This is a genomic window from Micromonospora sp. LZ34, assembly GCF_052981855.1.
This window is the reverse complement of sequence record NZ_JBRIQN010000002.1, coordinates 97,465-110,928: the sequence shown is the minus strand read 5'-3', so window position 1 is coordinate 110,928 and position 13,464 is coordinate 97,465. Positions and strand designations below refer to the sequence as shown.

The following is a 13,464-nucleotide window of genomic DNA, read 5'->3' as shown; positions in this document are numbered from 1 at the left end:
CGGGCTCCGGCCGCTGCCTACGATCGACGGATGACCGATACGGCGAGGACGGCCCGCGCCGGCGTCCCCGAGCGTCCCACCCTGGACGGCATCGAGGAGACCTGGGCGCGCCGCTGGCAGGAGGAGGGCACGTACGCGTTCGACCGCTCGAAGCAGCGGTCCGACGTGTACGCGATCGACACCCCGCCGCCGACCGTATCGGGCGAGCTGCACATGGGGCACGTCTTCTCGTACACGCACACCGACCTGGTGGCCCGGTTCCAGCGGATGCGCGGCCGGGCGGTCTTCTACCCGATGGGCTGGGACGACAACGGCCTGCCCACCGAGCGCCGGGTGCAGAACGTCTACGGGGTGCGCTGCGATCCCGCCCTGCCGTACGACCCGGGCTGGCGGCCGCCGGCCACGCCGGTCAGCGAGGCCGCCCGCCGGGACCCGGCGCCGATCTCCCGGCAGAACTTCATCGAGCTGTGCGAGCGGCTGACGGTCGCCGACGAGCAGGTCTTCGAGGCGCTCTGGCACCGGCTGGGGCTGTCGGTGGACTGGTCGCTGACGTACACCACGATCGGCCGGGTGGCCCGGGCCACGTCGCAGCGGGCGTTCCTGCGCAACCTGGCCCGGGGCGAGGCGTACCAGGCGGAGGCGCCGACGCTCTGGGACGTCGGGTTCGCCACCGCGGTCGCCCAGGCGGAGCTGGAGGACCGGGAACGCCCCGGGGCGTACCACCGGCTGCGGTTCACCGGGCCGGGCGGGCGTGAGGTGCTGATCGACACCACCCGGCCGGAGCTGCTGCCGGCCTGCGTGGCGCTGGTCTGCCACCCGGACGACGAGCGCTACGCCGACCTGGTCGGCGGCACCGCGCGCAGCCCGCTCTTCGGCGTCGAGGTGCCGGTGCGCGCGCATCCGCTGGCCGACCCGGCCAAGGGCACCGGCATCGCGATGGTCTGCACCTTCGGCGACCTGGCCGACGTGACCTGGTGGCGCGAGCTGCAACTGGACACCCGCGTGGTGATCGGCCGGGACGGCCGGCTGCTGCCCGAGCCGCCGGCCGGCGTGCCGGTCCAGCCGTACGCGGCGCTGGCCGGGCAGACCGTCAACGGCGCCCGGCGGACCATCGTCGAGCTGCTGGCCGACGCGGGTGACCTGGTCGGCGAGCCGCGGTCGATCACCCACCAGGTGAAGTTCTACGAGCGGGGCGACCGGCCGCTGGAGATCGTCTCGACCCGGCAGTGGTACCTGCGCAACGGCGGCCGGGACGCCGCGCTGCGCGACGCGCTGCTGGCCCGGGGCGGGGAACTGCACTGGGTGCCGGAGCACATGCGGCACCGCTACGAGCACTGGGTCAGCGGGCTGACCGGCGACTGGCTGGTCAGCCGGCAGCGCTTCTTCGGCGTGCCCGTGCCGGTGTGGTACCGGCTCGACGACGCTGGCGAGCCGGACTGGTCCCAGCCTCTCACGCCGGAGGAGTCCGCGTTGCCGGTCGACCCGTCCAGCGACGCCCCGCCCGGATACGAGGAGTCCCAGCGCGGGCGGCCGGGTGGCTTCGTCGCCGACCCGGACGTGCTGGACACCTGGGCCACCTCGTCGCTCACCCCGCAGATCGTCGGCGGTTGGGAGACCGACCCGGATCTGTTCGCCCGGGTCTTCCCGATGGACCTGCGCCCGCAGGGGCAGGAGATCATCCGGACCTGGCTCTTCTCCACGGTGGTCCGTGCCCACCTGGAGCACGGCGTGCTGCCCTGGCGGGACGCGGTGCTCTCCGGCTGGATCCTCGACCCGGACCGGAAGAAGATGTCGAAGTCCAAGGGGAACGTCGTCACCCCGATGGCGCTGCTCGAGCAGCACGGCTCCGACGCGGTCCGGTACTGGGCGGCGAACGGCAAGCCCGGCATGGACCTCGCCTTCGACCCGGCGCAGATCAAGGTGGGCCGGCGGCTGGCCACCAAGCTGCTCAACGCGTCGAAGTTCGCCCTCGGGCTGGGCGCCGCCGACGCGTTGCGCGCCCCGGCGACCGAGCCGCTGGACCGCGCCATGCTCGCCGAACTCTCCGGCCTGGTCGCCACCGCGACGTCCGCGCTCGAGGCGTACGACCACACCGCGGCGTTGCAGGCCACCGAGGCGTTCTTCTGGCGGTTCTGCGACGACTACATCGAACTGGTGAAGGAGCGCGCCTACGGCTCCGGGCCGGGGGCCGACTCGGCGCGGGCGGGGCTGGCCAACGCGCTGTCGGTGCAGTTGCGGCTCCTCGCCCCGGTGCTGCCGTTCGTGACCGAGGAGGTCTGGTCCTGGTGGCGGTACGGCTCGGTGCACCGGGCGCCGTGGCCGACCACCCACGAGGTGGGCCGGGCGATCCAGGGTGAGGGCGATCCGACGCTGCTGCGGCTGGCCGGGGACGCGCTCAGTCAGGTGCGGCGGGCCAAGTCGGAGCGGAAGCTGTCGATGAAGGCGGAGGTGCCGCTGGCCGAGGCGCTCGGCCCGGCCGCGCTGCTGGACCAGCTCACCCTGGTCGCCGACGACCTGCGGGCGGCGGGCCGGATCGGCAAACTCGATCTGCTTCCCGACCGCACCCCGGAACTCGTCATCGCCTGCGCCTTCTGACCCTCCGCGGTCACCAGCCGCGGAGGAGGCGGAGGCCGAGCAGGAAGGCGACCACCGCCGGGCCGACCAGCAGGGTGATCGCCTGGAGCCGGTACGGCATCCGGTGCCGGGTCAGCTCGACCGCGTTGCCCAGCACTATCACGCCGGCCAGCATCAGGCAGGCACCCCAGAGCCGGGCCGCGCCGACCTCGACCAGGCCGACCCGGGTCAGCTGGTAGGCACCGCCGAGCAGCGCGCCGGCGAGCGCCAGCAGGGCGGCGGCCCGGTGCAGCCCGCGGGCCAGCGGGTGGGCCGGCCGCCAGAGGTAGGTGCCGGCGACCGCCAGGCAGGGCAGGATGATCATTACGGGCCAGCCTCGGCCCATCACGCCGAACATCAGCAGCGCCCCGACCGCGAACACCAGCGCCCCGACGCAGGCGATCACGTAGCCGGCGAACGCCCGCCCGCCGCCGCGGGCGAGCAGCGGCCCGCCGGTGGCCGCGATCAGCGCTCCGGGGATCAGCACGAACCCGGCCCACCAGTGGAAGTGACCGCTGCCCTGGGCCGCCGTGGTGGTCGCCGCGGCGGCCGCCCCGGCGACGGCCAGGCTGATCAGCCAGTGCCGACCGGCGGACGACTCACGCGGCATGACCATTCCCGCCTCCACATTCACGCCGACAGCCTTCCCGGTCGGCCCTCCCCCGGTCCATCCGGCCAGCCCTACCATGCACCGCCCTGCTCCCCATCCCACGACCGCCGGGCCCGGCACCCGCCCGGCCCAGACCCGGTCGGCCGGCGCCCGCGGCGGGCGGGCAGGACTGTCCGGTCGACGAGCAGCATTCCGCAGCGGCATAAATATGCCGCTGCGGAATGTCGCTCGACTGCGAAACGGGCCTCCCGGCCCCACGGCCGGCGGGATCTCACCGCTCCGGCCTTGCCGCCAACCGGACGGACTCAGGTGCCGGCCCTTCACCGCGTGCCGGGCGGCTACGCGCTGACGTGGGCGGACTCAGCCGGTCCGCCGGACGACCGCGCGTCTCAACTGGTTTCGCCGGCCACGCTGAACGAGCGGAGGCGGTCGATGGCCAGCACGGTGAATCCGACCGCGATGAGCGCCGTCATCACGGTCGCGACCGGCACCGACACGTCCGTGGCGAGCAGCTCGGTCGGGGCGAACCGGTCGGCGAGCGAGATCACGTACTGCTGGATGGAGAGCACCTTGGTGCCGCTGACGAAGTTGCCGAGCAGCCCCTCCCAGATCAGCACGTAGACCAGCCCGAGCAGCACCGGCCGCCGGGTGACCAGGCTGAGCGCGAGGAACAGCGCGCAGTAGGCCAGCGCCCCGATCGACCCGGCGGCGGCGAGCGCCAGCCCGAGGCGGACCGAGTGGGCGAGCACCCCCGCCACGTAGAGCGGGACGGCGACGGTGACCGCGGTGACGCCGGCGGCCACCGCGAGCTTCGGCAGCACGATCTGCCAGCGCGGCAGCGGCTTGGTGAGGATGTGCACCACGGTGCCGTCGTCGATCTCGGCGCCGAGCACCCCGGTGCCGACGATCAGGGCGATCACCGGCAGCACCACGGCCAGGCCGAGGCCGACCAGCACCGGCGGGCCCCACTCGCCCGGGTCCACGCCCAGGGCGCGGGACAGCACGGCGAGCAGCACCAGCAGCACCGGCAGCGGGAACAGCAGCAGGAAGCGGCGCCGCCCGAACAGCCCGCGCGCGGTGATCCAGGAAACGGTTGACATGTGCTCAGGCCTCCACCAGGTAGGAGAAGACGCTCTCCAGGGACTCGTCCTCCGGTACCAGCTGCCGGACCCGGATGCCGTGGGACAGGGCGATCTTCGGCAGCGCCCGGGTGAAGGCGCCGTAGTCGCCGGCCCGTACGGTCAGCCCGGCGCGGTCCAGCTCCACCCCGGTGACCGACGGCTCGGCCATCAGCGCCACGGCGAGCGCCCGGTCGTCGGTGGACCGCACCGCGAAGACGTGCGGCCGGTTGGTCATCAGGCGGCGGATGGTGCGGAAGTCGCCGGAGGCGGCGAGCCGGCCGGCGACCATCACCTGCACGGTGCCGGAGACCTGCTCGACCTCCTCGAGGATGTGCGAGCTGAACAGGATGGTCCGTCCCGCGTCGCCGAGGCGGTGCAGCAGCTCCATCATGTGCAGCCGCTGGCGCGGGTCCATCCCGTTGAACGGCTCGTCGAGCAGCAGCACCTGCGGGTCGTGCACCAGCGCCGCCGCCACCCGGGCGCGCTGCCGCATGCCCTTGGAGTAGGTGCCGATCCGGCGGGACTGCGCGGCCTCCAGCTCCACCAGGGCGATCGCGCGGCGGGTCGCCCCGACCGGGTCCGGCAGCCGGTGCAGCTTCGCGCTGGCCAGCACGAACTCGTACGCGCTGAGGAAGGTGTGCACCGCCTCCCGCTCGCTGACCAGGCCCAGCCGCCGGTAGACCTCCGGGTTGCGCCAGGTCGGCGCGCCGTCGAGGGTGACCGTGCCGCGCGACGGGGCCAGGAAGCCGGCCATCATGTGCAGCAGGGTCGTCTTGCCGGCGCCGTTGGGCCCGAGCAGTCCGGTGACGCCCGGCCCGAGGCGCATGCTGACGTCGTTGACGGCCACCACGTTGCCGTACCAGCGGGAGACCCCCGTCAGGTCCAGCGTGCTCGTCGTGCGGGTGGGTGCCGTGGTCGGCTCGGCACTGATCGCGCTCATCGGGTGGCCACCTTCCGGTACCGGGCCAGCAGCAGGGTGAGGCAGGCGGCGACGAGCAGCACGGCGGCGAGGGCGTAGACCGGGCCGAAGTCACCGATCGGGATGTCGGCGTCCTGACCCGCCGGCACCAGCAGGTCGCCCAGCGCCCAGGTGCCCACGCCGCCCACCAGGGTCGACGGCGAGGCGAGGAAGGCCAGCTCGTTGACCGCCCGCGAGGGCAGGATGGAGAGGATGCCGACGATCGGCGTGGTCATCAGGAACACCGCCACGATCCCGCCGGCGGCGAACGCCCGCTTGCCGGTGAGCGCGGCGATCAGCAGGCCGATCGAGGCGAACACCACCGCCCAGAGACCGGCGTAGAGCAGGCCCGGCAGCAGGTCGAGCAGCTCGTTCCAGACCCCCCGCATCCCGTCCTTGGTGGTGAACGCGGCGCCCAGGAACATCACCAGCTGCGGCCCGCCGAGCAGCAGCCACAGCGCGGTGACCAGGGCGAGCAGCTTGGCCAGCGGATAGTCCGACCGGGGCAGCGGCCGGGAGAAGTACAGCGGCAGCACGCCGCTGCGCAGATCACGGCTGACCAGCTCGGGGGCAGCCACCGCGACGAAGAAGATGACCAGCCAGCTCATGTTGTCGGCGAACTGCGCGTACGTCAGCACGACCTCGCCGATCTGGCTGCGCACCGCGGTGACCCCGGCGGCCACCAGGGTCACGATGCCCACCACCAGCCAGGGGAAGATCTTCGCCTTGGCGCTGCGGCCGAAGCCGAAGACGGTCCGCAGCCCGTGCAGGTACAGGGCGGCGAAGACGGCGCCCCGGCCCAGTCGGGGACCGGTGTAGCGCTGGTATCCGATGTCGTGGATGACACCGGCCGGCTCAGACATGGCTGGGCTCCCTCGTGGCGAACAGCTCGGCCACCCGGTGCCGGCGCTGGTCCAGCCGGTGCAGCGGCAGGTCCAGCTCGGCGACCGCGCCGAGGATCAGGTCGTAGGTGGCGTCGTCGGCGAGTTCGACGAGCAGCAGCCGCCCCTCGCGGGTCACCGGCAGGCGCAGCGCGGCCAGCCGGGCGGCCAGCTCCTCCGTGCCCTCGCTGACCTCGACCGCGAGGACGTCGGTGGCGGTGGTCATCGCGGAGATGTTGTCGGCGCGCAGCAGCCGGCCGCCGTCGATGGCGACCAGCGTGTCGCAGATCCGCTCCACCTCGCCGAGCAGGTGCGAGCAGACGAGGACGGAGATGCCGAACTCGGTGCCGATCCGGTGCACCAGGGCCAGCATGGCGTCCCGCCCGGCCGGGTCGAGGCCGTTGGTCGGCTCGTCGAGCAGCAGCAGATCGGGGTCGTGCACCAGCGCCTGGGCCAGCTTCACCCGCTGCTTCATGCCGGTGGAGTAACCGCCGACCGGGCGGTAGCGCTCCTCGTAGAGCCCGACGTGCCGCAGTGCCTCGCTGGCCCGTTCGCGGGCCACCGTCCTGGGCAGGCCGCTCATCCGGCCGAGGTGGGTGACCAGCTCGGCGGCGGTGAGGTCGGGTGGCAGGGCGTCGTGCTCGGGCATGTAGCCGACCCGGGCCCGCACCTGGTCAGGTTGGGTGGTCGGGTCCAGCCCGAGCACCCGTACCCGCCCGCTGGTCGGCGGGAGCAGGCCGAGCAGGATCTTGATCAGGGTCGACTTGCCGGCGCCGTTCGCGCCGACCAGGCCGATGATCCCGGGTTCGACCGCGACGGTCAGATCGGCCAGCGCGGTGACCCCACCCCCGTACGTCTTGGTCAGCGACTCGGTCGCGATCAGTGTCACGCCGCCCAGCGTAGGCAGTCCGCGCCCGCCGCGGGCCACATGTGCCCCTGGCGCTCCCCTGATTCTGCCGCCGGCGCCCCCTAGGGTCTGCCGCGCCGGCCGTCCGGGAGGCCGGCGCCCGGGGGCGTCGAGGGCCCCCGACGTGCCGCCCCCACAGCCTGCGGCGACGGGGTCAGAATGGTGCGGTTCATCGAACACATCCTCGACGGGTCGCGAACCCAGGGGAGGAAGCATGGCCCTCGACACCGGCACTCCCCGGGTCAGCGTGGTGGTTCCGGCGTACAACAGCGGGCCGCACCTCGAGAAGCTGGTCGGTTCGCTGCTGCGCCAGTCGCTGCCGGCTGACCAGTTCGAGGTGATCTTCGTCGACGACGGCTCCACCGACGGCACTCCGGCCCGGCTGGACGAGCTGGCCGCGGCGCACCCGCACGTCCAGGTGCTGCGCATCCCGAACTCGGGTTGGCCCTCGCGACCGCGCAACCTGGGCATCGAGCAGGCCCGCGGCGAGTACGTCTTCTTCGCCGACGACGACGACTGGTTCGGCGACGAGGCGCTCGAACGCCTCCACGACTGCGCGGAGACGCACGACGCCGACGTGGTGGTCGGCAAGATGGCGGGACACGGCCGCCGGGTGCCGCGCGAGTTGTTCCGCCGGAACCGCTTCGACGCCACGCTCGCGAACTCCCCGCTGATCGACAGCCTGACCTGCCACAAGCTGTTCCGGCGGTCCTTCCTCGACAAGCACGGGATCCGCTTCCCCGAGGGACCGCACCTGCGGCTGGAGGATCACCGGATGGTGATCCGGGCCTACCTGCTCTCCCGGCGGACCTGTGTCCTGGCGGACTACACCTGCTACCACCACCGGCGACGCCAGGACGCCGGGAACGTGACGGCGAACCGGTTCTTCGACGCGGCCAGCTACTACGCCGGCCTTCGCGAGGCGCTCGACATCGTCGACGCGCACATCGCACCGGGCGAACTGCGGGACCGCCTGCACCGCCGGTGGCTGCGCAACGAGATGCTCAACCGGCTGCGCCGGCGGCGGCTCCTCGACGCCCCGCCGGAGTGGATCGAACAGGTCGCCCGGGAGGTACGGCAGATCATCCGGGAGCGCTTCGCGCCCGGCGTCGCCGCCGGGCTGCCGCCCCTGTACCGGGTGGCGGCCCACCTCGCCGAGCAGGGGCGGGTCGACGACCTGCGCCGGCTGGCCGAGTGGGAGACGGGAGTCTCGGCCGCCGGTACCGTGCACCGCCGTGAGCTGAGCGGCTCGACCCTGACCGTCGCGGTCTCCGCCCGCCTGGAGTCCGACGGCCGGCCGCTGGCCTTCACCGCTGACGGCGGCCGGGAGGTGCTGGTGCTGCCGGTGCCGGGCGTCGACCCGGGGCCGCGTGACTCGACCGGCACGCTCGGCAAGAGCCGGCTCGACCTGATCGCCCGGCGTCGGGAGACCGACGAGGAGGTCTTCCTGCCGGTCACCTCCCGCAGCGAGAAGGTGGCCGGCACCGCGGGTGACGGCACGCTGCACCTCGTCCACCACGCCACCGCCACGATCGACCTGGGCCAGCTCAACTCCGGCCGGACGAAGGGCACCTGGTTCCTGAAGGCCCGGATCGCCAGTGCCGGTTGGACCGCGGACACCTACCTGGCGCTCGTCTTCCACTTCCCCGCCGACGGCGCCCGGCCGGTGGTGCGCACCAGGGTGGGGCTGTGGAGCCGGGCCCGCTGGGCCGTCACGCGCCGCCGCCACGGGTGACCCCCGCTGCCGCCTGCCGGGCGGGGGCGAGCGGCGGGATCGGTAAGCCTTCCGTAACCGGCCGCCGTGATGACCGCCCGCCGCCCGGCCGCGAGACTGGGTGCCATGCTCACCCGCCTGTTCCGTACGCCGTTGGCCTGGGTCGCTGTCGTCGCGCTCGGCGCCGGAGCCGCCCTCGGCCTCTGGTGGTTCCAGCCGTGGAAGCTGGTCACCGACGCCGAGGTCGACGAGGAGCTGTCGGTGGTGGCCACCGCCGCGCCGAGCGCACCGGCGACCGGCGGCCCCTCGGCCACCCCGACGCCCGCGCCGGCCGGGCCCACGGTGGTCCGCAGCGGCGAGTTCGTCACCCACGAGCACGACACCTCCGGCACCGCCCGGATCGTCCGCGACGCGGACGGCCGGCACCGGCTGGAACTCGTCGGGCTGGACACGTCGAACGGGCCGGACCTGCGGGTCTGGCTGACCGACCAACCGGTGCGCGGCGGCACCGCGGGCTGGCGGGTCTTCGACGACGGCCGCTGGGTCGAGCTGGGCCGGCTCAAGGGCAACCGGGGCGACCAGGGCTACCCGATCCCGGCCGGAGTGGACCTGACCGGGGTGACCAGCGTCTCCATCTGGTGCAAGCGGTTCGCCGTGTCGTTCGGGGCGGCGCCGCTGCACCCCGCCGGCTGATCCTCCCGCACCCCACCGGGCTCCGGGCCGCCGCAGCTCACCGACCGGCCACGCCATCGACGCGACGGGAGTGGAGTGGCGCTCTCGACCGATCCACGGTCGACTGAGAAACTGTGTGCCGGTCAGCGGGTTGGGGGTCTGATGAGCAACGGATGGGTGCTGTCCGACGAGGTGCTGCGGGACGCGCCGGCGTACACGCCGCGCCCCGGCGAGCTGGCCGATCTGGAACTGCTGCTGATCGGGGCGTACGCCCCGCTCAACGGCTTCATGACCCGCGCCGACCTGGTCTCGGTCAGCCGCCGTGGCCGGCTCGCCGACGGCACCCCGTGGCAGGTCGCGGTGACCCTCCAGGTGCCCGCGGCGCTGGCCCAGGGGCTCGATCCGCGTGACCCGGCGCGCCGGGTGCTGGTGCTCACCGACGGCGAGGGCGCCCCGGTGGCCGCGCTGGACGTGGCCGACACGTGGCAGGTCCGCGAGGGGGTGGCCGGCGTCGGCGGCACGGTGCGCCGGCTCGGCGACGGCGGCCGCGGGCCGTTCCAGCGGCTGCGCCGCACTCCCGAGGAGGTCCGTGCGCTGCTGCCCCCCGGCCGGGTGCTCGGGGTGGTGGCCGACCGGCCGCTGCACCGGCCGCAGCTGGCCCAGATCGCGCACGCCGCCCGCACGCTCGCCGCGCACCTGCTGGTGATGATCCCGGTGGGCGAGGACGGCACCGGCGGGCTGCCACCGGAGGCGTTGGTACGCAGCATCTTCGCGGCCCGCGACCGGATGCCGCCGGCCACCCTGGTGGCGGTGCCGCTGTCCCGCCGCCGCGACGAGATCAGCGACGCGCTGCTGCGGGCCCGGGTCTCCGCCGCGTACGGGGTGACCCACCTGCTCTCCACCGGCGAGATGCTCTCCGGCGCCGGGCTGCGGGTGCTGGTGCCGCGCGAGCTGGCCTACGACAACCGGGACGGGCAGTGGCGCTGGCGGGAGGACATCCCGCCGCGCAACCGGCGGCTCGCGCTCACCCAGGCCGAGATCGACGACCTGCTGGACCGGGGCTTCCCGCTGCCGGAGTGGCACACCCCGCCGGCGGTCGCCAAGGAGCTGGCCCGGGCCCGGCCGCCCCGGCGGCACCGGGGCCTGGTGGTCTTCCTGACCGGCCTCTCCGGTTCCGGCAAGTCGACCATCGCCCGCGGCCTGGCCGACGCGCTGCGCGAGCAGGGCGACCGGACGGTGAGCCTGCTCGACGGCGACGTGGTGCGCCGGGAACTCTCGGCCGGCCTGGGCTTCAGCAAGACCGACCGGGACCTCAACGTCCGCCGGATCGGCTGGGTGGCCGCCGAGATCGCCCGGCACCGCGGGGTGGGCATCTGCTGCCCGATCGCCCCGTACGCGCAGGCGCGGGCGACCGCCCGGGAGATGGCGCTGGTGGCCGGCGCCGGTTTCCTGCTGGTGCACGTCGCCACCCCGCTGGAGGTCTGCGAGCAGCGCGACCGCAAGGGCCTGTACGCGCGGGCCCGGGCCGGCCTGCTCACCGGGATGACCGGCATCGACGACCCGTACGAGGAGCCGACCGACGCCGACCTGGTCGTCGACACCACGGAGCTGACCGTCGAGGAGGCGGTGCAGACGGTGCTGCACCACCTGACCGAGACGGGTTGGGTCGAGCCCCGGCTCCAGTCCACCTGATCCACCGCACCGCCCGGGGTTGCTTCCGGTGGTCGAGCCGTACGCGCTAGTGTTCATTCTTGTTGGAACACGTTCGACCGCGTGAGAGTGCGCGGCTGGCGCGGGAGGTGCGGCGGGGTGCTCGCGCAGCAGCGGCAGACGGCCATCCTCGACCGGGTGCGCAGCACCGGCGGGGTCCGGGTCACCGAGCTGGCCGCCGAGTTCGGCGTCTCGGACATGACCATCCGGCGTGACCTGGAGGCGCTGCACGAGCGCGGCCTGCTGGCCAAGGTGCACGGCGGGGCGACCATGGCCGGCCCCGGCTCCACCGACGAGCCCGGCTTCCGGGCCAAGTCGGTACGGCAGCTGGCGGAGAAGGCGGCCATCGCGAACCGGGCGGCCGAACTGGTCCGGCCCGGCGCGGCGATCGCCCTCTCCGCCGGCACCACCACCGCCGAGCTGGCCCGCCGGCTGGTCGACGTGCCCGGCCTGACCGTGGTGACCAACTCGCTGCCGGTGGCCGAGATCCTGCACGCCGGCGGCCGGCCCGACCAGACGGTGGTGCTCACCGGCGGGGTGCGTACGCCGTCGGACGCGCTGGTCGGGCCGCTGGCCGTGGGCGCGATCCGGTCGCTGCACCTGGACCTGCTCTTCCTCGGCGTGCACGGGATCAGCGAGCGGGCCGGCTTCACCACGCCGAACCTGATGGAGGCGGAGACCGACCGGGCCCTGGTGGCGGCGGCGGACCGGCTGGTGGTGCTGGCCGACCACACCAAGTGGGGCACGGTCGGCATCTCCTCCATCGTCGAGCTCTCCGCCGCCCACGTGCTGGTCACCGACGACCGGTTGCCGGCCGCGGCCGGTCGGGTACTCGAGGAGCAGGTGGGTGAGCTGGTGATCGTGACCGGTACGGGCGGGGGACGGACCACCACGCCGACGAGTGGAGAGGTGGCCAAGTGAAGCGCACGGCGATCCGGCTGGCCGACGGCCGCGAGCTGATCTACTTCGACGAGCGGGACGACGCGGTCCGCGACCAGCCGGACCGCCGGGAACTGCCGCCGCTCCCGGCCGCGTCGCAGCTGCGCCACGACCCGCTCACCGACGAGTGGGTGGCGGTGGCCGTGCACCGGCAGACCCGCACCTTCCTGCCGCCGGCGAACGAGTGCCCGCTGGACCCCTCCGTCGGTGACCGGCTCACCGAGATCCCGGCGCCGGACTACGACGTGGTGGTCTTCGAGAACCGCTTCCCGTCACTGAGCGGCCGGGTGGCCGACGAGCCCGGGGAGATCACCCCGTTCACCCCGGTCCGGCCGGGCCTGGGGCGGTGCGAGGTGGTCTGCTTCACCGCCGACCACGACGCCTCCTTCGCCAGCCTGCCGCCGAGCCGGGTGCGCACCGTGCTGGACGCGCTGGCCGACCGCACCCTCGCGCTCGGCGAACTGCCCGGGGTGGAGCAGGTGTTCTGCTTCGAGAACCGGGGCGTGGAGATCGGCGTCACCCTGCACCACCCGCACGGCCAGATCTACGCGTACCCCTTCGTGACGCCGCGGACCCGGTCGCTGCTGGCCGCCGCCCGCCGGCACGCCGAGCGCACCGGCGGCGGCAACCTCTACGCCGACGTGCTCGCCGCCGAGCGGGCCGCCGGCGACCGGGTGGTCGCGGCCAACGAGCACTGGACGGCGTACGTACCGGCGGCCGCCCGCTGGCCGTTCGAGGTGCACGTCGCCCCGCACCGGCCGGTGCCCGACATCCCGGCGCTGGACGACGCGGAGCGGGACGCGTTCGGCCCGCTCTACCTGGACCTGCTGCGCCGCTTCGACGCGCTGTTCGACCTGCCGATGCCCTACATCGCCGCCTGGCACCAGGCCCCGGTCCGGATCGACCGCGAGCTGGGGCACCTGCACCTGCAGCTGTTCAGCATCCGGCGGGCGAAGGACAAGCTGAAGTACCTGGCCGGCTCGGAGTCGGGAATGGGCGTGTTCATCAACGACATCGCCCCGGAGCGGGCCGCCGAACTGCTCCGCGCGGCCTGAGCCCCCGGGTCGGCCGGTCCGCGGCCCGCCCGGCGCCACCGGCCGACTCCGCCGGAAGGGGTACGGACAGGGCGCGGGGGGCCCGGGACAGGGCCCCCCGCAGGGAAGGGACGGCTGGCTGTGCACGACAGCCGGGAAGGCTGGCTGATCGGCACTCTGCCGCGAGGCGACCGCGGTCAACCTTCCTGGACGCGACTGGCATCTCGTCCATACAGGTCAACGAGGCGCGCCGAGGATGGTGACGCTGCGTGCGGGTCGGCGCAGCCCGGGACGACGGAAGCCCG

General features: G+C 73.9%; 11 protein-coding genes. 6 read left to right on the top strand and 5 right to left on the bottom strand.

Annotated features, from left to right (window positions below; translation table 11 throughout):
- Positions 1-30 precede the first annotated feature (30 nt).
- Positions 31-2,595 carry a valine--tRNA ligase gene (gene valS, locus ACVCAH_RS02815; protein WP_447134457.1) on the top strand — a complete coding sequence of 855 codons (2,565 nt, stop codon included), beginning with the start codon at positions 31-33 and terminating at the stop codon, positions 2,593-2,595.
- Between the two features lie 10 nt (positions 2,596-2,605).
- Here the strand turns inward: valS and ACVCAH_RS02810 are convergent, their stop codons facing one another.
- The 5 genes from ACVCAH_RS02810 to ACVCAH_RS02790 form a co-directional block, all read right to left on the bottom strand.
- On the bottom strand, positions 2,606-3,229 hold the full coding sequence (locus tag ACVCAH_RS02810; RefSeq protein ID WP_447134456.1) for a hypothetical protein: 624 nt from the start codon (positions 3,227-3,229) through the stop codon (positions 2,606-2,608).
- Between the two features lie 383 nt (positions 3,230-3,612).
- Positions 3,613-4,323, bottom strand: coding sequence for an ABC transporter permease (locus ACVCAH_RS02805; RefSeq protein WP_447134455.1), 711 nt, complete (start codon positions 4,321-4,323; stop codon positions 3,613-3,615).
- A gap of 4 nt (positions 4,324-4,327) precedes the next feature.
- The gene (locus ACVCAH_RS02800) at positions 4,328-5,284 is read right to left on the bottom strand and encodes an ABC transporter ATP-binding protein (RefSeq protein WP_447134454.1); all 957 of its coding nucleotides are present in this window, start codon (positions 5,282-5,284) and stop codon (positions 4,328-4,330) included.
- Complete coding sequence (locus tag ACVCAH_RS02795) at positions 5,281-6,165, bottom strand: ABC transporter permease (protein ID WP_447134453.1); 885 nt, start codon at positions 6,163-6,165, stop codon at positions 5,281-5,283. Before ACVCAH_RS02795 ends, ACVCAH_RS02800 begins: the two co-directional genes overlap by 4 nt.
- Positions 6,158-7,072, bottom strand: coding sequence for an ABC transporter ATP-binding protein (locus ACVCAH_RS02790; protein WP_447134452.1), 915 nt, complete (start codon positions 7,070-7,072; stop codon positions 6,158-6,160). Before ACVCAH_RS02790 ends, ACVCAH_RS02795 begins: the two co-directional genes overlap by 8 nt.
- A 232-nt stretch (positions 7,073-7,304) precedes the next feature.
- Between ACVCAH_RS02790 and ACVCAH_RS02785 the strand changes: the two genes are divergently transcribed.
- The 5 genes from ACVCAH_RS02785 (at position 7,305) to galT (ending at position 13,180) form a co-directional block, all read left to right on the top strand.
- On the top strand, positions 7,305-8,825 hold the full coding sequence (locus ACVCAH_RS02785) for a glycosyltransferase family 2 protein (protein ID WP_447134451.1): 1,521 nt from the start codon (positions 7,305-7,307) through the stop codon (positions 8,823-8,825).
- Positions 8,826-8,930: 105 nt separating this feature from the next.
- On the top strand, positions 8,931-9,497 hold the full coding sequence (locus ACVCAH_RS02780) for a DM13 domain-containing protein (protein WP_447134450.1): 567 nt from the start codon (positions 8,931-8,933) through the stop codon (positions 9,495-9,497).
- Between the two features lie 141 nt (positions 9,498-9,638).
- On the top strand, positions 9,639-11,168 hold the full coding sequence (gene cysC, locus ACVCAH_RS02775; RefSeq protein WP_447134449.1) for an adenylyl-sulfate kinase: 1,530 nt from the start codon (positions 9,639-9,641) through the stop codon (positions 11,166-11,168).
- 117 nt (positions 11,169-11,285) lie between these two features.
- Positions 11,286-12,107: a DeoR/GlpR family DNA-binding transcription regulator gene (locus ACVCAH_RS02770; protein WP_447134448.1), complete on the top strand. Its 822-nt coding sequence runs from the start codon at positions 11,286-11,288 to the stop codon at positions 12,105-12,107.
- Positions 12,104-13,180: a galactose-1-phosphate uridylyltransferase gene (gene galT / locus ACVCAH_RS02765; protein ID WP_447134447.1), complete on the top strand. Its 1,077-nt coding sequence runs from the start codon at positions 12,104-12,106 to the stop codon at positions 13,178-13,180. Before ACVCAH_RS02770 ends, galT begins: the two co-directional genes overlap by 4 nt.
- The last annotated feature ends 284 nt before the right edge of the window (positions 13,181-13,464 follow it).

Bases quoted from the DNA above. Each gene is read 5' to 3' on its own strand.
- valS (WP_447134457.1), top strand. From the start codon at position 31: ATGACCGATACGGCGAGGACGGCCCGCGCCGGCGTCCCCGAGCGTCCC.
- ACVCAH_RS02795 (WP_447134453.1), bottom strand. From the start codon at position 6,165: ATGTCTGAGCCGGCCGGTGTCATCCACGACATCGGATACCAGCGCTAC.
- ACVCAH_RS02810 (WP_447134456.1), bottom strand. From the start codon at position 3,229: ATGGTCATGCCGCGTGAGTCGTCCGCCGGTCGGCACTGGCTGATCAGC.
- ACVCAH_RS02805 (WP_447134455.1), bottom strand. From the start codon at position 4,323: ATGTCAACCGTTTCCTGGATCACCGCGCGCGGGCTGTTCGGGCGGCGC.
- ACVCAH_RS02785 (WP_447134451.1), top strand. From the start codon at position 7,305: ATGGCCCTCGACACCGGCACTCCCCGGGTCAGCGTGGTGGTTCCGGCG.
- ACVCAH_RS02800 (WP_447134454.1), bottom strand. From the start codon at position 5,284: ATGAGCGCGATCAGTGCCGAGCCGACCACGGCACCCACCCGCACGACG.
- ACVCAH_RS02780 (WP_447134450.1), top strand. From the start codon at position 8,931: ATGCTCACCCGCCTGTTCCGTACGCCGTTGGCCTGGGTCGCTGTCGTC.
- cysC (WP_447134449.1), top strand. From the start codon at position 9,639: ATGAGCAACGGATGGGTGCTGTCCGACGAGGTGCTGCGGGACGCGCCG.